The sequence below is a fragment of the Pseudarthrobacter sp. 1G09 genome (assembly GCF_050038305.1).
GTDB classification, from domain to species: domain Bacteria; phylum Actinomycetota; class Actinomycetes; order Actinomycetales; family Micrococcaceae; genus Arthrobacter; species Arthrobacter equi.
The window spans coordinates 941,618-960,074 of the sequence record NZ_CP188306.1; the positions used below are offsets into that span (position 1 = coordinate 941,618).

Below are 18,457 nucleotides of genomic sequence, written 5' to 3' on the forward strand. Positions count from 1 at the left end.
CTCCACCATTGAATGGCAATTTTTGGCAACCGGTTGACAGAAGCCTGTTGCCAAAACGATCATTGATCTATGTCACAGTCCATTGCTTCCCACCCCGACCGGCTCCTGCCCGCTGACCCCGGAACGCGGAGCATTGCCCGCGGCCTGCTGGAACGCGTCCAGGACCTGCCCATCATTTCCCCCCACGGCCACGTTGACGCCGCTGTCATCGAGCACAACACCGCCTTCCCTGACCCGGCAGCGCTGCTGGTCAGCCCGGACCACTACGTCACGCGCCTGATCCACGCCAGCGGTGTTGACCAGGACCTGTTGCGGCCCCAGACGGGCGCCCACGGCGACCCCAACGCGGTGCCGGATGCCCGCACTGTATGGCGCGAGTTCTGCAAGGCCTGGCCGCTCTTCGAGGGCACTGCCTCCGGCTACTGGCTGCGTACCCAGTTCCAGAGCGTGTTCGGACTCCGGGAAGAGCCGGACGCCGGGGACCCCGATTCCAGCTACGACGCCATCTCCGCCCGCCTCCAGGAGCCGGGCTTCCGGCCCCGCGAGCTCTTCAAGGACTTCAACATCGAGGTGCTCGCCACCACCGATGACCCGCTGGATACCCTGTCCAGCCATCAGGCCATCGCCGCGGATCCGTCCTTCCACGGCCGTGTCCTGCCCACGTTCCGGCCGGACCAGTACCTGAACATCGCGCACCCGCAGTGGCAGGATAATGTGGAACGCCTCATCGCGGCAGCGGGCGACGGCGGCACGGGCTACGGCGCCTACATCACCGCCCTCGAGAACCGCCGCCGCTACTTCGTGGACAACGGCGCCGTCTCCGCGGACCACGGCGTCCGCACGCCGCGAACCCTCAAACTCAGCGATTCCGAAGCGTCCCGCCTGTTCGACGTTGCCCGCTCCGGCAAGGCCACGGCGCAGGACCGCGAGGACTTTGAAGCGCACATGATGTACCAGATGGCCCGTATGTCCGTTGAGGACGGGTTGGTGATGACCATCCACCCTGGCTCGTACCGCAACCACCACGAACCCACGTTCAATGCTTACGGCGCGGACAGCGGCCACGACATCCCCTTCGCCATCGACTACACCGAGGCGGTCCGGCCGCTGCTGCAGGATTTCGGCACCGCCAAGGACTTCCACCTGGTGCTGTTCACCATGGACGAGACGGTGTTCTCCCGGGAACTGGCGCCCTTGGCCGGGTTCTATCCGTCGGTGTTCCTCGGCGCGCCGTGGTGGTTCCTCGATGCCCCGGACGCCATGCTCCGCTTCCGCTCTGCTGTCACCGAGACGGCCGGGTTCTCCCGCTCGTCCGGATTCATCGATGACACGCGCGCCTTCTGCTCCATTCCCGCCCGGCATGACGCCTCGCGCCGGATCGAGGCTTCCTTCCTGGCCCGCCTGGTGGCCGAGCACCGCGTCACGGAAGAGCGCGCCCACGAGCTCATAGTCGACATCGTTGACGGCTCCCCGCGAAGGGTCTTCAAGCTGTGACCATCGCAAATACCGCCGACGCCGGAGCTTCAGTTGTCCAGGACGCGGCACCCGCCGTCCCTCAGCTCAGCCGGATCCTGCGGCCCGTGCCCAAGGCACCTGTCCGGATTGTCCATCTGGGGCTTGGCGCCTTCCACCGCTCGCACCAGGCCTGGTACACGCAGCACGCCGGGGACGCTGCCGAGTGGGGGATTGCAGCGTTCACCGGACGCCGCCCGGCCGCGGCCGAGGCGCTGTCAGGGCAGGATGGCCTGTACACGGTAGTTGAGCGCGGGGATGCCGGCGACACCTTCGAAGTTGTTGGCAGCATCGTCGAAGCGGTGGACGGAGCCGACGCCGGCCGACTCACCGCGCTGATCGCCGCCGCCGGCACCGCCGTGGTCACGCTGACCATCACCGAGGCCGCTTACGGGCTCGGGGCCGACGGCCAGCTCGACCGGAACGCCCCGGGCGTCGCCGCGGACCTCCAGGAACTCGCGGCAGGCCCGGACGGCAGGCCGGCCACCCCGGTGGGCCGACTGGTCCAGGCCCTCGCCGCCCGCAAGGCTGCCGGCGCCGGGCCGCTCGCCGTCGTCTGCTGCGACAACCTCTCCAGCAACGGCACCGTGGCGAGGACTGCGGTGGTGGGCATGGCGGAGGCATGGGATCCGGTACTCGCTGCCTGGATAGCGGAGAACATCAGCTTCGTCAGCACCTCCGTAGACCGCATCACGCCGCGGACCACGGATGCCGACGTTGAGTCCGTCAAGGCAGCGTGCGGCTACTGCGATAACTCGCCTGTGGTGGCCGAGCCGTTCCGCAACTGGGTGCTCAGCGGTGACTTTCCGGCCGGACGCCCGCGCTGGGAGGACGCCGGGGCTGTCTTCGTGGAGGAGATTGAGCCATACGAGAACCGCAAGCTCTGGCTGCTCAATGGCGCCCATTCGCTCCTGGCCTACGCCGGCCAGCTCCGCGGGCACGCAACGGTTGCCGAAGCCCTGGCAGACCCGGTGTGCCTGGCCGCCGTCGAACGTTTCTGGAACGAAGCGGAGGCCAACCTCACAGGCGAGGCAGCCCACGGTGCGGACCTCCAAATTCCGGCCTACCGGGAGCAGCTCCTCGCGCGGTTCCGCAATGCGCGGATTGCGCACCACCTCACCCAGATCGCCATGGACGGCAGCACCAAGCTGCGGATGCGTGCCGTTCCCGTCCTGACGGCAGAGCGCGACGGCGGGAGGTCCGGTGCGGGCGCGGCCGCCATGATCGCGGCGTGGGTTGCTTTCTGCATCGACGCAACAGAGGGCGGCAGGACTGTCCAGGACCCGCTGTCCGATGACATTGCGGCCGCCTGCGCGCTGGCCGGAGCAGACCGGGTGCGTGCCCTGCTGGCCCTGCTGAGCGTCCCGCTCTCACAGGATGGCGCCGTAGTGGAACTCGTGGCCGGACTCACAGGAAGCTTCGCCCGCCAAGGGGCATAGGTCTCCCTCGGCCTGCCCGTCGGTCCGACGGCCGCGCCCAACTGCCTTAGGGAACTGCCCGGCCGCACGCGCGTCCGGGCAGTTTTGCGTGCGCTGGCCCGCATCATTTCCGTCATGCGAAGTGGATCAGGAAACCCGCCGCGCGCAGCAAAATTCTGAAGGCAAAAACCGAATGGCAACCGCTTGCCATTTGCTTGCCAAGTGACTAGGCTTACAACCAGACTTATTCAATGTGCTGCCTCGCGGCAGTGGGTAAAGGAGCCCCTCGTGAAGAAGCTGAACCGGCTCAGCATCGTCGGCTATGGCGCCGGCGACGCCGCCAACAACCTGGCATTCACCACTGCCACCATGTTCCTGCTGGTCTACTACACGGATGTTGCCGGCATTTCGGCCGCAGCCGCAGGAACGCTGCTGCTGGCCGTCAGGATCTTCGATGCCTTCGCGGACGTCTTCGCCGGACGGATCGTGGACAGGACCTTCAGCAAGCGGTTCGGCAAGTTCCGTCCGTTCATCATGTTCGGTTCCATCCCGCTGCTCCTGCTCAGCGTTGCCACGTTCTCCGTGCCGCAGATCGGTGAAACCGGCACCCTCCTCTACGCCTACGTCACCTACGCCGCCCTGGGCCTGGCCTACAGCCTGGTGAACATCCCGTACGGCTCGTTGGCCGGTGCCATGACGCAGGATCCGGGGGAGCGGGCCAAGCTCGGTTCCGCCCGCATGATCGGCGCGGCGCTGGTGGGCTCGTCCCTGGGCATTTTCGTAGCCCCGCTGATCAAGCCCGGCGCCAACCTGCAGGCAACTTTCACCGGTATCACCCTCGCCTTCGTGGTGATAGGTGCCGCGCTGTACTTCTTCACCGTCTTCACGGCCAAGGAGCGGGTCCACCGTTCGGTGCCCAACGTTTCCCTCAAGCAGAGCGTGGACACCCTCAAAAGCAACAAACCGCTGCTGATGCTGTGCCTGAGCTCCTTCCTGTTCCTCACCGGCTACCTGGCCCTCACCTCGGTCCAGCTGTACTACCTGCGCGACGTGCTGGGCCGGCTGGACCTGTACCCGGTCCTCTCCATCGTGCAGCTGGTCCTCACCTTCGTTCTGGCGGCCATCATGCCGCGGCTGGTCCGCAGCATCGGCAAGAAGAATGTCTACATCTACGCCTCGGTTGTCACCATCATTGGCGGCACCATCATCTTCCTTGCCCCGGCCAGCCAGACCTGGATCGGCTTCGGCGGCCTCGTTGTCAGCCTGGTGGGCGTCATGGCCGTCAACATCGTGGTGTGGGCCCTTGAAGCGGACACCGTGGAGTACGGCGAATGGAAGACCGGTGTCCGCACCGAGGGCATCACCTACGCGCTGTTCTCCTTCACCCGCAAGACCGGGCAGGCGGTGGGCGGCGCCCTCGCGGCCTACGCCCTGGCCTTGGGCGGCTACAAATCCGGCGCGGCCCAGACCGCCGAGGCCGCGTTCGGAATCCAAGTTGCCGCGGGCGCAATCCCTGCCGTCCTCACCCTCCTGGCCGTGCTGGTGATGTCCCGCTACAAGCTCACCGACGACATGCATGCAGGCATCCTTCGGGACATCAAGGCCCGCCGCACGGAGCCTGAAGGCACACCGGAAGCCGGCTCCGTCCAGCAGGCTGCAGCCGCCGCCGCCGCGGCGCCCGCAGCGCACAACAGCTAGCCCCGCCTCACCGCCACCGGTACCAGTTCGCCACACCCGGCCCAACCAGACCCCGGGCCCACCAGACCCAGCCCGCAGACCAGCCCAGCCCCGCTCGAAAGGACCAGCTGTGAAAATCATTGCCGCCGAAGTGTTCGTCACCAGCCCGTCGCGTAACTTCGTGACCCTCCGCATCACCACCGAGGACGGTGTGACCGGCATTGGAGACGCCACCCTGAACGGCCGTGAACTCGCCGTCGCCGCTTACCTGAAGGAGCACGTCGCCCAGCTGCTGATCGGCAAGGACCCGCACCGGATCGAGGACACCTGGCAGTTCCTGTACCGGTCCTCCTACTGGCGCCGGGGCCCCGTGACCATGGCGGCCATCGCCGCCGTCGACATGGCGCTGTGGGACATCAAGGGCAAGGTGGCCGGCATGCCGGTCTACCAGCTCCTGGGTGGTGCGTCCAGGAACGGCCTGCGTGCCTACGGCCACGCCTCGGGCGCGGACATCCCGTCGCTGTTCGATTCCGTTCGGGAGCACCTGGAGCTGGGTTACAAGTCCATCCGGATCCAGACCGCCGTCCCCGGCATCAAAGCCGTGTACGGCGTGGCTGCCCAGGCGCAGGCCTCCGGCGAACGCTACGACTACGAGCCCGCCGGCCGCGGCGCGTTCCCCGTGGAGGAGGACTGGGACACCCGCGCGTACCTGCGTCACCTGCCCAGCGTGTTCGAGGCCGTGCGGAACGAGTTCGGCCCGGAAATCCCGCTGCTGCACGACGGCCACCACAGGATGACGCCCATCCAGGCAGCGAAGCTCGGTAAGGCCCTGGAACCGTACGATCTGTTCTGGCTCGAGGACTGCACACCGGCCGAGAACCAGGAGGCCCTGCGACTGGTCCGCCAGCACACCACCACGCCGCTGGCCATCGGCGAAATCTTCAACACCGTGTACGACTACCAGACCATCATCAAGGAACAGCTGATCGACTACGTCCGGGCGGCCTCCACCCACTTCGGCGGTATCTCTCCGCTGAAGAAGGTCATGGACTTCGCCGCCCAGTACCAGATCAAGTCCGGCTTCCACGGCCCCACCGATATTTCCCCGGTGGGCTTCGCCGCCCAGCTGCACGTGGGCCTGGCCATCCACAACTACGGCATCCAGGAGTACATGCAGCACTCGGACAAGACCAACGAGGTCTTCCACCAGTCCATGACCTTCAAGGACGGCTACCTGCACCCGGGCGACGAGCCGGGCATCGGCGTCGAGTTCAACGAGGAAGCCGCCGCGGCGTTCCCCTACCAGCAGGCCTACCTGCCGTACAACCGCCTGGTTGACGGCACCGTGCATGACTGGTGAGGCAGCAGCTATGACTAAGCACCGCATCATTGTCATGGGTGTTTCCGGTTGCGGAAAGACCACCATCGGCGACCTCGTGGCCCGTGAGCTGGGCGTCCCGTTCCTCGATGGCGACTCGCTGCACCCTGTGGAGAACGTTGCCAAGATGGCCGCGGGAACCCCGCTCACCGACGACGACCGCTGGCCCTGGCTGGCCACGGTTGGTTCGGAGCTGGCCAAGGCCGGCGACGGGGGCCTGGTCCTGGCCTGCTCCGCACTGCGCCGCAGCTACCGCGACGCCATCCGCGAGCAGGCGCCGGACACGGTGTTCCTGCACCTGCACGGCAGCAAGGATGTCCTCGCCCGCCGGCTCGAAGGCCGTTCCGGGCATTTCATGCCCACTACGTTGCTGGACTCCCAGCTCGCCACGCTGGAACCGCTCGAAGCGGACGAAGCGGGCTTCGTCGTCGACATCTCCGCGCCAGTGGACGAAGTGGTGGCGTCGGCACTCGCCAACATTGCCGCCGTCGTACGTCCTGCCTCCGGTGCTTCAGGCACCCGGCCGCGGCAGTTCGACGTCGACCTGGCGGCCGCGCCGTTCAATCTCGACGGCGACGCGGTGGCTTGGGTGGAAGAAACCATCAGCTCGATGACGCTCGAGGAAAAGATCGGGCAGCTGTTCATCAACCACAACAACGGATACGCGCCCGAGTACCTCGACGGCGTGCTGGAGAACTACCACGTGGGCGGCATGCGGTACCGTCCGGGGCCGTCCGCCGCGGTGCAGGAGCACATCCGGTACGCGCAGTCGAAGTCCCGCGTGCCGCTGCTGGTCGCCTCCAACCCGGAAATGGGTGGGGCAGGAAGTTGCGACGACGGCACGTTTGTTTCCACGCACCTGCAGGCCGGCTCCCACCCGGACAGGAACATCGCGCGGCAGATGGGCCAGGTGGCCGGCGTCGAAACTGCCGCCCTGGGCTGCAACTGGGCGTTCGCGCCGATCGTGGACATCCACTACAACTGGCGGAACACGGTAATCTCCACGCGCTCGTTCGGCAACACCCCGGAGATCGTGGTGGAGCGGGCGAAGGAGTACTTCGACGGGATCAGCGAATCTCCCACAGTCTGCGCCATGAAGCACTTCCCGGGCGACGGCGTGGACGAGCGCGACCAGCACGTGGTCACGTCCTACAACACGTTCTCCTACGAGGAATGGGACCGGACATACGGGCACGTGTACCGCGAGATGATCGGGCACGGTGTGCAGTCCATCATGGTGGGCCACATTGGAGCGCCGGAGGTGTCGCGGCACTTCCGTCCGGGGCTGTCCGACGCCGACATCCTGCCGGCCACGCTGGCGCCGGAACTGCTGCAGGACCTGTTGCGCGGCGAACTCGGCTTCAACGGGCTTGTCCTCACCGATGCCTCGCTGATGGTGGGCCTCACCCAGGCGCAGAAGCGCAAGGACCTGGTGCCGGCAACCATCGCGGCCGGCTGCGACATGTTCCTGTTCTTCCGGAACCCGGCGGAGGACTTCCAGTTCATGCTGGACGGCTACAAGTCCGGTGTGATCACGGAGCAGCGGCTGCAGGACGCGCTGCGGCGGATCCTTGGGCTGAAGGCCTCGCTGGGGCTGCACCGCAAGTCCTTGGAGGAGCTGGTCCCGCCGGCCTCGGCACTGTCGGTCATAGGTTCTGATGCGCACCGTGCTATCGCGGCCGAGGTAGCCGACAAGACCGTCACGCTGGTCAAGGACACCGCCGGGAACCTGCCCATCACGCCCGAAACGCATCCGCGGATCCGGCTCTACGGCATCTCCGGCGGGGCGGACTTCACGCGTGCCGATCCGCTGGCGTACCTGGAAACGGTGAAGGAAGAGCTTGTTGCGGCGGGCTTCGAGGTGGACCTGTTCCGGACCGCCGAGCAGCGCGAGGCCGCGGGGGAGGCCGGTGTGAACTTCATGTCCGTCCTGGCTGAAGAGGCCACCGCCGATTACGCGGACCGGTACGACGCCGCATTTGTGTTCGCCAACGTCAAGGGCTTCGCGCAGGAAGCGGCCATCCGGATCAAGTGGTCATCCCCGATGGCCGCAGAAATACCGTGGTACGCCACGGAGGTCCCCACTGTGTTTGTCTCGCTGAACCAGCCGAACCACCTGATTGACGTGCCGATGGTGAAGACCGCCATCCACGCGCACGCCGGCTCGCGTGAGGCCATCAGGGCTGCCGTGGCGAAGATTCAGGGCAAATCCGAATTCCAAGGCACGTTTAACGGGAACGTGTTCTGCGATTCCTTCGACACCCGGCTGTAACAGCCGCCGGGCTCAGGGCGCCGGGCGCGGGGAGATCCCCTGCGTCCGGCGCTTTTGTGCGTAGGGCAGCCTAGGTAGATGCCGGCAATAGCTGTGTAAAACTTGTGCGGGAAGATCCTTTTTATCGAGGGACTGGGGGAGTCGGTGGGGGGAGCGACAGTTATGGGACCTGACGATGGCTTTGACGGGAAGGGCTTCAGCGCGGAGCAGCTTCGCTACAGTTGGAAAGACGCCAGAATTTTGAGTTTCATTTTTGCGGGTGCATGTTTGGCGTGTGTTGGAATGGCATTTTATGTCTTCGCGAATGTTCCCTGGGATACTCGGATGCCGTACGACGGTAGGTATAACCGGGCTGGTACCGGTATTCCCATGCAAATTGCCATGCTGCCGGTCCTTGTGCCGATTCTTGGTTTCTGGAGGGCCGTGAGGCGTCCCGAGAAAGAGCCCAGGACCAAGGCCGGACGCGTCCGGGTCTATGTCATCGCTGTATTCGCTGCCGGTGTCTGCATCCTCGCTCAGTGGACCATGGCAGAAGCGATCCTCGTTGCCGGTGGTGCCGTCAGCTAGCTGGCTCACCGATGGTTAAGACAAACGCCCGATTTTCTTTCTTGCCGCGCAACAGAGGGTTGCCCTGGACGAGGCGCGGGGACGCCAGCCCGGAACCAGCGGCCCTGTTTGTGGCGGGCGTCAAAGCACCTCGATGTGGGACTGATTCTTCGAAATATGCACCACAATGGACCCTGAAATGTCTAGGAATGCAGAAAACCCCCGGTTTCCCGGGGGTTTTCGTTGGCGGGGGTATTACGAATCCTCCACATCCCGCACGGCACAAGGAAACTTACCTTATCGTCTGGCCAATCGGCACAGGCTAACTGCAAGAATTGGCACACCGTGGTGGGAAGGCCTGATGCGTCTGAAGGGACCACGCGCTTAAACCTGGCGGCTTTTCACACTGCCGTTATCGTCTGCGCGTCCGGTAGCCCCCAAACTTCTGCTGAGTCATACCAGTGGTCTTGTCCAATCATTCTGATCTGATGTTCCGTGAACTTGAGCGGCACCAGCCGTTCCAGTGCGACATCCAGGCTCACGCTGCGTTCTGTCTGCAGCGGGTGTCCGGCGGCACGTACCAGTTGAAGTAGCTCGTTCAGGGTGATTGGTTTTGGAGCTGATGCATGAAATGCCCCCTGTGGGGGGTCGGACGAAACGAGTGCCGCGACAAGGCGTCCTAATTGTGAGGCGTCAATGGCTGACAGCAGCGCACCGCCTTCGTCGATGTTTGCACCCAGAGCAGTGAACATCCGGGCCAAGCCGGGAACGACCCACCTGTCTCCGACGCCGTATACCAAGCTTGGTCGGAGCACCGTGCCGCCGGCCGCTAGAACAGAAGCGTCTCCGACGGCGCGTGTACCACTGGCGAAGGACTCGGGCGCATAGCTGAGGTCGGCGGGGGATGCTCCCCGATGGGGACCGGATCCATAGACTGCGGTGGTACTGACATGGATCAGGTGACTAGCCTTGGCTGAGCTCCAAACGTTGACAAGGTTCTGCACGCCAGTGGCGTTCGTCATTCGTGCCCTGGCCCGGTCAGAACCGACATACGATGCGGCGTTAATGACGATGTCTACTCCGTCGAGGGCCCTATGAATCGATTCTGTGTCGCCCAGATCTCCTATGGACTGCCGCTCAGCTGGCAAATCGGAGATCTGATTGCGAACCATGGTCCTCACGAGCAGTCCTGTGTGTTCTTGGAGAGCTTGCAGGACATGGTTTCCGATGAAACCGTTCGTGCCTATCAGTAGAACAACTTTATGTGCAGTTGTGAGAGGGGATACTTGATGTGGGGTGGGCACGTATGCCTCCTCAATTGGAAGGTGGATAAGGATTGGCGTTACAGGACAGAGCGAAGGCGACCCGCGGCGCGATCATCGAAGGTGCAGCATCCATCTTCGAGACCCAGGGGTACGCAAGCGCTTCTTTAGCCGATGTTGCTGAACGTGCGGGGGTTACTAAGGGATCCCTGTACTTCCACTTCAAATCGAAGGAAGAGCTTGCTAAGGCTGTCATTCAGGCGCAGCATGACATGTCCCTGAATCGTAGCGTTACGATCCTTGAGGCGCAGCACCCTGCGTTGACGTCGATGAAGCTCCTATGTCGAAGCTTCGGTGAGCAACTCCAGGGCGAACCCATCATTCGAGCCGGGATAAGACTGACCTTCGAGGCGTCCTCCTTCGGCTACGCCGTGAAGGAGCCCTATGTCGACTGGCTCACAACGATGGAGTCGCTTGTTCGCGCAGCACAAACTGAGGGAAGTATCCGGGAATCCATTGATGCGGCTGCCCTTGCCCGGCATATCGTCGCTTCCTTTACAGGTGTCCAGTTGGTGTCCGAAGTTCTCTCCGGGCGCAAAACGCTTTTGGATGAGATCGACATCATGTGGGAGTTCCTCGAAGAGGGCATCCGACGATGAACGAGGAAGGCCATATCGCGCCAAGAACCTCACCGGCGGCGTGGACCTGGGGCCATTGCGAGTTCGAATTCTGCTTTGCGATCTCCAGCGGCCTCGATCGATAGTAAAGCGGTGACGATGGCACCGGCACCTCGGGTAAGTAGGCGCACCTGCACGTGAGGATCGTCGCCGAACTCAACGATCTTGTCGAATCGGCCGGAGAAGCTCGTGATATCAGAGTCCGCCGATCCTGACGCTATGCGAGTAGCCTGGCGGGCAGCTTCAATGAGAAGAACCCCCGGGACATGATCCAGGGGGTGATCAAACAGGATCGGATGAGTCTGGTCAATGAGGATGGGCCAAGAACCGGGCGAACGGGATTCCCCGAGCACCACGTTCCGGTTGTTTACGACTCCAACAGCAGAACCGCTGACTGCTGCACGTGGTCTCGGCATAGCCTGACTGACAGGTCCCCGAACCCGTCCATAAGTCGCCGGATCAAGTGTGCGCGCGCCCGCCGTCGCCTTAGCCAGAGTTTGACCGGACAAGACTAAGTCGCCCCGCGCTTCGAACGCATTCGCGCGACTCCCGGAAGGGCTGATCCTGTTCACACCGAGTTGGAGTATAAGCTCCGGGCAAACCGATAAGTCGTGGTGCTGCTGGCCGACGGGCACATCGAAGGACAGGGTTGGCATCAAGAACCGATGTTCGAGAGGAACGCCATATCCTGCGTGAGCCGCCAGTATCGTCGCCTGGCGCATCGTCTCCACGAGCAGCGCCGAGTCTACGGTCCCATCAGCCACGCGATAGAACACATGCCACCGCGGCCATTGGACGCTGACCTGAAAAGCATCCGGCCCAACACTTTCGAATCCCGTGAGAAACACCTCGCTCACTGAACGACGATGAACAAGTTCCCGCGGAACCGTCGCACTGAACCCCGATAACTGACTACTCCACATCTGGATCTCCCCGTGTCCTGACAAGCGGAGTCGAGCCTACTAGAACCCACTTCTAATCGACAGAAAATAAAACCGGTCATCCAGCTTGTTTTGCTGAGGCTTACCGACGTAACCTCGAAGAGCCGAGCAGCAGGGTATCCGAGCCCTTGCGACCCGGCAGCGCCTGTTCCTTCGCGATGAACTTGCGCGCAATGAGGGGAATTACCTGAGCTCTGTGCGTTCCCGAACGAGATTGGGGTCGATGCGCACAGGCGAGCGACTGGTACTGACAAGAGGCAATCGGATAGGCCCCGAGTGCAGTATCTGGCCCGGTCGGGTGAGTAATTCATCGAAGTGATCGCCGGATCAGGGCGACCATGTCTGGCGCGGAACAGGCATAGCAGCTCTGGCACTTCGAATCCTGCAGCTACGTAACTCAGAAACAAGAAAATTGGGGGATCAACATGAACATGGTTACGAAAGTGCGGAAGGGTGCCGCGGCAATTGCGCTGACGTCATTGCTGGCGCTCGGAGCAGCTTCAGGGGCGCAGGCCACGAGCGGCTCCGGAACGGCGTATTTCGACAACGGGCAGCCAATCACGGCGAACATGTGGATCCAATCGGTGGCAGAAGGAGGCTGTGGAAGCTTTTCCTCTTCAGCCGTCATGAATGTGTCGCCGAACTGGATCAGGAACACCACTTCGTTCTACCAGTACGGAGTCGGGTCCATCAGCATCAAGGGAGTTAATATCTCGCAGTCGGGAACCAGCAACCCGAACACTCTGCAGTGGACAAACAGCAACGGAGCTACCGGCTCCTACCTCAGTGGAACTGTTTGCATGGGATGGGGATCCTTCTACCTGGGTGCTGACGTTTCAGCCACCGGGTACTACTACGGCAACCTCCGCACCGCTTCCGCCCGCGTTTAGCACTAGAGATCGGCACTGCAGCAGTGAAAAACAGTATGGGTGGAAGTCAACGGCCCCATCACCGCACACGAATCGTTGGACGCCTGTCATTGCTGACTGCGGCCCTGCTTGCTTTCGCTGGCTGCAGTGCCGGTCAAAACCAGCCCAACAACGAGATCTCCACTATCAAAGAAGACGTAGAGAAACTCCGCGGGGCCAACGGCTTGTTCCGCATGCCGGAAGGAGGAGACCAAGAACGGGGCGACCTCTACACGACTGCCCTGTTCTCGGAAAACCTTGGGTCATATCTTCCATCGTCACAAGTAGCCGTCACAGCCGTCGGCACGACAGTTATGGAGCAGGACACAACCGATCTGCTGACACTGTGGTCAGCTCTTAAACTGCTCACAGCATCCGGCGGAGACATGGCACCGGAGATTGAGGCGAAGCTGGCGCGGGTCGCCGTACCGCCAAAGCAGACAGAGGTTGGAGCGGAAATATCCGCGCTCTGGTTCTGGATTGACGTCAGTAGGATGCACGATTGGTCCAGGACGGATCGCAACGCAGCAGCCGGCGCGGTCGGGACCCGGCTCGATGACATCAGTGTTACAAGCATTTCAGACAAACCGTACCTCCTATGGCGCCTTTACGACTCCTACTCGGCTCTGCAACGGGCAAAACCGGCAGATTTGGAACGCGCCCTCCGGCAGGTTGACATCAAAAGCCTGCCCCACGACTACGAATCCACGTTGGACTTCCAGGCAGCCCTCGAAACGAAGTCCACGCTGAAAAAGGACCTCGTCGTTCCGAACGACGCGAAAGCACACATTGTGCAACTCATAGATCAGGGCTTGGTCAACGACGACGCTCTGATCGACTCGATGCTGCGGTCTCTGCAACTCCTCGGAGCTCAGGAAGACGCGCATGAACTGGTTCGAAACCGCGTGGCTGTGAGAATCGACAAGGAGAACGGTCTCGTACGCGCAGCCGCTCTGGAAAACGGCTCGGTGCATGCAACCTACCTCGCTTCACGCCTCCTCGACACGAGTTTCCCGGACATCGCTAATGACCGGACGAAGCAGGAGTTGGAACGCGTCCTTCGAACAGCCGAGACTGACACCCTGACCCGGCTGAAGGCCCTCGTGGCACTCAAACGGTCTGGCTCAGAAGCCTGGCATGACTACGCTGCCGTCGTTGGCCAAGCGCAAGCCAATATTCCCGCCACCGTGACTGCCGACAACCTTAACCAGTACGTCGAACTCATCGACGTACTGGTTCAAGCCGATCCAAGTACGCCGCTTAGCAGCCTCAAATCGTTCGACGCCCAGGCCGACAACGAATCCTCACTTTCCAAGGCTCTGATCGCGCTTTCGAATTCGATGTACTTCAAAAACAGCGCTGAAATACGTTCTATGTTTCCCGCTGTCCAGTCCAAACTCCCAGAGCTCATAGCCAACAGGGGAACCGGACTGAACTACTTTAGAGCCCTGACAGCGATGACCAGCGCCAGCCTTTCAGGGCTGGACTCAAACGACTTTGACAGCGCAACACAAAAGCTTCAGGCGCTGAAAGGCTGCAAAGAGTTCTCGTCGCTCTACCGGCTTCAAACGGACGAAGCCACGCAGTGCAGCCTGTCCCTTTCAGCGGCCCTGATTGCCGTGCCGGGCGCCTACGACCTAGGAGCAACGAAGTGAGCACCGTTCTCAAGCTGGAAAACGTCAGCAAGTCTTTCAGAGACGACCACCGTGGCCGCCACACTGTGCTCTCCGGAGTCAGCCTGCGGGTTGACGCTGGAGAGATCGTTTGGCTCCGCGGCGACTCAGGCTCAGGAAAGTCAACAGTCCTAAACATTGCCGGGCTTCTGTCCACCCCAGATGCAGGGAGTGTCTGGGTTGACGGGCGTGATTTTTCCCGTGCAGCTCCGAAAGTCGCCGCTCGGACAAGGGCCAGCCGGATTGGAATGGTCTTTCAAAGCAGCAACCTGCTGCCCGAGCTCACAGCGCTGGAAAATGTTCTTTTGGCGTCCCGCGGGCGACCTTCGAGGGACCAGCTCCTGCAGGAATTGGACCGGTTCGGACTTACGGCAGTGGCTGATAGAAAGGCGAAGAAGCTGTCCGGCGGCCAGCAACAACGCGTTGCATTCTGCCGTGCTGTTTTCAACAGGCCTTCCGTGCTCCTCGCGGATGAACCGACTTCAGGGCTTGATCCAACGAACACCGAACTCGTCCTCAAAGCTTTGCGAACTAGTGCTGCAAACGGCTGCGGTGTTTTGGTCGCGTCGCATGACCAGATTTTTGAGCAAGTCGCTCATCGTGAACTCCCAATGAGCGAGGTGCTAATTGAACAAGCATGAAGTTTTTATCAAAAAGTCCGTACGGCTGACCCTATCCAAACTGCGTCCGCTCGCTGTTTTGATGGTCCTCGGCATAGCCACCTTCGTCTTTGCGGACAGCGTGGTAGGGGCAGGAATATCCTCATACTCGAACAACATCACTACCAACTCTGCTCTCAACTATGTCGAAGTGAGCTCTGTTGGTCCCGGCAGTGCGAAGGACATCACAGATGAGTCACTGAGTCAGTTCGAGGAGATCCCGCATGTCGCAGGATCTTCAGGGTGGGCCCAGTTCGACCTGGCACTCCAAGATCCGGCCACCTGGCCGACCAGCAATAACCCGGGAGCATTTACCGCAACACCTTTCATTAGCGGCGTAACGCCAAAAGTACTTGAAGGCGAAGTCCCCGAGACCGGTCCAAAGGACGGCGAAGTGTTGCTCCCGGACACCGGGCAGGGACAAAAATTCGCCCAACTGCTCGGCAAGGAAATCAACTTCGTCTACACGAAAGTTATCGGCCCCGGGAACGGGGAGCCGGCCGCAATCGCACTGCGGGTAGTTGGCATCTACGACAACTCATCGCCGGGAACCGACGGGACGCAGGCCGCCTATGTCTCCGATAGCGTTCTTAAGTCCACGCTCTCAGCTTCCCGGATGGCTGGGGAAGAACTCACTTATCCGCGGGCATTTGTTCGCGTTGATACAGCTGAAGAAGTTGTCAGCGTGCAAAACGCGGTCCGCGAATTGGGCTACTCAGTCAACAGTGTGGCAGGGCAAATCAGGTCACTTACCGGGCTCTTCGCACTTCTTGCCCTTGCCAGTTGGGTCATCGGAGGCGTCCTTGTCATATTCTGCCTGGGCGTTGGGATCTCAGTGGGTGGAAGCTGGATCAAGCAACGAGCCCGGGAGGTGGGTCTACTGAAAGCTGTCGGGTGGTCTGGGAAGACTATCGGCGGGGCCTACATAACTGAACTGGGTCTAGTGGGACTTGCGATTGGGGCTGGCGGAGCGCTATTGGGTTCGCTTTTGTCGATTTTCGGGACGACCGTATTCAGTAGCCTCCAACTCGAACTCTTGCCGGTGACCCCTTGGGCAGCGCCGAATTGGCTTCTTGTCGTGGGTGCACTTGTATGCGTGCCAGCATTTCTATGCTTGGGCGCAATGGGTCATATCGCTCGGCTCGCCCGACTGGACGCTGATTCCTCCCTTAGAGACCTCTGAGAGCAGACTGCTGGAGACATGCCGCAGTCTCCGTGCTGCTGACTGAGGCCGTGAAAGTTGCGGACAAAATTGGGTTTTCGGTGGCCGATCTTACGAATGAGCTCAGGTGGGCTCCTGAAGGGGTTCGCCAAGTGCTGGGGCTCATGGACGAACGGCCCAAGCTGACACTGGTTCGCTGACCTTAGAGCACTGCCCACTGTTCAGTGTATGGACGCAGCAGTTTGTGCCTAACAGGCACACAGCAGAACCGCCCGTCACGCACGCGAGTCCCAGTGGCCTCTGTACGGAATTGCCCCGGTGGGGGAGCCTCGTCGATGACGCCCGGCTCGGGTAATCCAGAAGATGAGCCTGGGATGCGCGGATCCAACCGCCACGGGATGCCGGCCAGGGTCAGGTCGATCAGTTTCTCCCCGTCCATCATCACGCGGTGGCTGCGAGGCGCTTGTCGGGGCGCATCAGGACGGCGAAATGCGCGTAGGGCAGCAGGACTGTCTTCACACCGTGCAGCGCGGAAACAACCACATCAGGTCCCACAAAACCTCGATCACATCCAGTGCGGCGACGAGGTCGTCACCGCCGGCGGGGGCTGGCTCTGTTGTGAGTTCATCCATGACGGGAACTCAGCAGCGGGAGATGAAAGTGAAATGAATACTCCGAGTCAAGAACCGACAGTAGCGTCTGGCAGCAGCAGCCACTTCGTGGCCTCATCAGCAGAGTTGAAGAAGCGTTTCGGGCATGGCTGTTCTTGCGCGCTGAGTACCCAGTTGGCGAGGATACGGTCGACCGGGCTGGTGCCAAGCAGTGCAATGCGCGTGGCACAGCGCTGATTAAACACTGACTGGGCCTCACGGCTCAGTGACGCTGTCAGGGTCATATCGACCAGCAAGGGGTATTCGTTGCCGACTGCGAGATCAAGTACGGCGGCCATGGCCGCTCGGGCGTCAGTGGTCTCAATGCGGACGTGCGGACTCCAGATCAGGTGAACGACGCCGTCCTCGCGCAGGACCACGGTGTGCTTGTCGCACTCGACTTTGGTGCTCTCCATACAGTCCCCCAACTGGGCTTCGCGGTTCCAGATCGCGTACCGACATGAGCATATTACTGGATGCTCTTACACAGTTTCGTGGTGTTTGCGCTGGTCAAGGGAATTTTGCTCATTCAGCTGTTGGCGCCCGCCGCTGCCTGCCGTGCCGCCACCCGGGGATGACTTTGTTGAGCTGTTTCTCTTTGATTGTGATATTCCCTGCCCCCGGCCCCTCCGCGAACTCATCGGTCAATGCAACCTGGCAAAAGGGAAGAAGCGAGAGACAACTCCAAGGCACAGTTCGCCAAGCGGAGGTAGGACAACGTCGAGCACGTTTCCAGCTCCTTCAGAGTCCCTAGGCGCGGCAGATAGCAGGTGGATGGTGCACGCTCCCAATCGCACTAGGTCAGCTGGTGACTCATGGAGGTGTCCGAGCAGCTTAAACGGATCTTTGGCGGCGGAATCTCGATTAGATCGACGGTCCCATCATTGGCGAGCACGGCCCAAGTCTCGAAAATGGAGGATTGGGACTGCATCCCAGGCGAACCCTGCGGATGCGCAGGTACCGTAACGCTCACGCCGGACGAGTATGCACGCGAATCCCAGTGGCCCCTGTTCGGAACCACGGCCTGGTGCAAGCTATATGCGTCCCGAAACGCCGTCGAGTCATACAATGCAGACGTTCGGACGAACAAACTCAGCTGGCGCCGCGGCTACACCAAAGTCTTTTCCCGCGCACGCACTGCTTTGCTGCTCGCGGTGACGCTTTCCTCCCTCAACTTCCGGATCGTTCGAGACTGGAGTTTCAGGCGTCGCACCCAGAACCTCTGGGGTGGGGAAGCATGGGACTTCGGTCCAGAGCCGAAACAAACACGGCAACGCCGGACCCGGACTATCGACGACCGGGAAGCCAGCTAACAACACCGCCCACATGACCTCGGCGTCCGAAGACGTCGAGGTCATAAGCGTGCAAAGAAACGGTTGCTGCGCGCCGCACCCGCACCCAGGCGGGTAGTGCTACACGCGTCAAACGAAGACCAAAACCTAAAACGGTCCTGCCGGCGTGCTCCTCAAAGACAAATTCCCCCGGAGCTGACGCTCCGAGGGAATTCGTAATCACTGGCTTGGAGGATTCGTAAAACCTCCTTGGCGGTGACGGTGGGATTTGAACCCACGTTGGCTTTTACACCAAACAACATTTCGAGTGTTGCACCTTCGGCCGCTCGGACACGTCACCAACCTCAATAGGGTACCGGAGCGAGAGGCACATCCCCAAAACGACGCCTTCGGCACGCGTTTGGAGGAGGGACGTACTCGATGGTCCAAC

General features: G+C 61.8%; 14 protein-coding genes and 1 tRNA gene. 10 read left to right on the forward strand and 5 right to left on the reverse strand.

Going from position 1 to position 18,457, the window contains the following annotated elements; all coding sequences use genetic code 11:
• The first annotated feature begins 69 nt into the window (after positions 1 to 69).
• From uxaC to ACP3TD_RS04500, 6 genes are all read left to right on the forward strand, one after another.
• Entirely contained in the window at positions 70 to 1,494 is a 1,425-nt protein-coding gene (uxaC, locus tag ACP3TD_RS04475) for a glucuronate isomerase (protein WP_426765743.1), read from the forward strand.
• Complete coding sequence (locus tag ACP3TD_RS04480) at positions 1,491 to 2,951, forward strand: mannitol dehydrogenase family protein (RefSeq protein ID WP_426765744.1); 1,461 nt, start codon at positions 1,491 to 1,493, stop codon at positions 2,949 to 2,951. The genes uxaC and ACP3TD_RS04480 overlap by 4 nt, the downstream gene beginning before the upstream one ends.
• Before the next feature lie 267 nt (positions 2,952 to 3,218).
• A complete protein-coding gene (gene uidB, locus ACP3TD_RS04485) occupies positions 3,219 to 4,628 on the forward strand; it encodes a glucuronide transporter (RefSeq protein ID WP_426765745.1) in 1,410 nt (469 codons plus the stop codon).
• Between the two features lie 109 nt (positions 4,629 to 4,737).
• Positions 4,738 to 5,967, forward strand: coding sequence for a D-mannonate dehydratase ManD (gene manD, locus ACP3TD_RS04490; protein ID WP_056076642.1), 1,230 nt, complete (start codon positions 4,738 to 4,740; stop codon positions 5,965 to 5,967).
• A 10-nt stretch (positions 5,968 to 5,977) separates the two neighbouring features.
• A complete protein-coding gene (locus ACP3TD_RS04495; RefSeq protein WP_426765746.1) occupies positions 5,978 to 8,257 on the forward strand; it encodes a gluconokinase, GntK/IdnK-type in 2,280 nt (759 codons plus the stop codon).
• A gap of 162 nt (positions 8,258 to 8,419) precedes the next feature.
• Positions 8,420 to 8,824, forward strand: a complete 405-nt coding sequence (locus ACP3TD_RS04500; protein ID WP_426765747.1) for a hypothetical protein — start codon at positions 8,420 to 8,422, stop codon at positions 8,822 to 8,824.
• Positions 8,825 to 9,204: 380 nt separating this feature from the next.
• On the opposite strand, the gene ACP3TD_RS04505 is transcribed toward ACP3TD_RS04500, so the two are convergent.
• Positions 9,205 to 10,107 carry an NAD-dependent epimerase/dehydratase family protein gene (locus ACP3TD_RS04505; protein WP_426765748.1) on the reverse strand — a complete coding sequence of 301 codons (903 nt, stop codon included), beginning with the start codon at positions 10,105 to 10,107 and terminating at the stop codon, positions 9,205 to 9,207.
• Positions 10,108 to 10,139: 32 nt separating this feature from the next.
• On the opposite strand from ACP3TD_RS04505, the gene ACP3TD_RS04510 reads away from it, so the two are divergent.
• Positions 10,140 to 10,724 carry a ScbR family autoregulator-binding transcription factor gene (locus ACP3TD_RS04510; protein ID WP_426765749.1) on the forward strand — a complete coding sequence of 195 codons (585 nt, stop codon included), beginning with the start codon at positions 10,140 to 10,142 and terminating at the stop codon, positions 10,722 to 10,724.
• A gap of 29 nt (positions 10,725 to 10,753) precedes the next feature.
• Here the strand turns inward: ACP3TD_RS04510 and ACP3TD_RS04515 are convergent, their stop codons facing one another.
• Positions 10,754 to 11,665 carry a ScbA/BarX family gamma-butyrolactone biosynthesis protein gene (locus ACP3TD_RS04515; RefSeq protein WP_426765750.1) on the reverse strand — a complete coding sequence of 304 codons (912 nt, stop codon included), beginning with the start codon at positions 11,663 to 11,665 and terminating at the stop codon, positions 10,754 to 10,756.
• Between the two features lie 415 nt (positions 11,666 to 12,080).
• The gene (locus tag ACP3TD_RS04520) at positions 12,081 to 12,341 is read right to left on the reverse strand and encodes a hypothetical protein (protein WP_426765751.1); all 261 of its coding nucleotides are present in this window, start codon (positions 12,339 to 12,341) and stop codon (positions 12,081 to 12,083) included.
• A gap of 255 nt (positions 12,342 to 12,596) precedes the next feature.
• Here ACP3TD_RS04520 and ACP3TD_RS04525 point away from each other — a divergent pair, with 255 nt between their 5' ends.
• Genes ACP3TD_RS04525 through ACP3TD_RS04535 form a run of 3 tightly spaced genes read left to right on the forward strand, consistent with a single transcriptional unit; the run spans position 12,597 to position 16,106 of the window.
• Positions 12,597 to 14,246 (forward strand): hypothetical protein, encoded by a 1,650-nt coding sequence (locus tag ACP3TD_RS04525; protein WP_426765752.1) that lies wholly within the window; start codon positions 12,597 to 12,599, stop codon positions 14,244 to 14,246.
• Positions 14,243 to 14,905: an ABC transporter ATP-binding protein gene (locus ACP3TD_RS04530; RefSeq protein WP_426765753.1), complete on the forward strand. Its 663-nt coding sequence runs from the start codon at positions 14,243 to 14,245 to the stop codon at positions 14,903 to 14,905. Before ACP3TD_RS04525 ends, ACP3TD_RS04530 begins: the two co-directional genes overlap by 4 nt.
• Positions 14,892 to 16,106, forward strand: a complete 1,215-nt coding sequence (locus ACP3TD_RS04535; RefSeq protein ID WP_426765754.1) for an ABC transporter permease — start codon at positions 14,892 to 14,894, stop codon at positions 16,104 to 16,106. Before ACP3TD_RS04530 ends, ACP3TD_RS04535 begins: the two co-directional genes overlap by 14 nt.
• A gap of 658 nt (positions 16,107 to 16,764) precedes the next feature.
• Here the strand turns inward: ACP3TD_RS04535 and ACP3TD_RS04540 are convergent.
• A complete protein-coding gene (locus ACP3TD_RS04540) occupies positions 16,765 to 17,151 on the reverse strand; it encodes an STAS/SEC14 domain-containing protein (protein ID WP_426765755.1) in 387 nt (128 codons plus the stop codon).
• A 1,126-nt stretch (positions 17,152 to 18,277) separates the two neighbouring features.
• A tRNA-Ser gene (locus ACP3TD_RS04545) sits at positions 18,278 to 18,367 on the reverse strand.
• Positions 18,368 to 18,457: the final 90 nt, after the last annotated feature.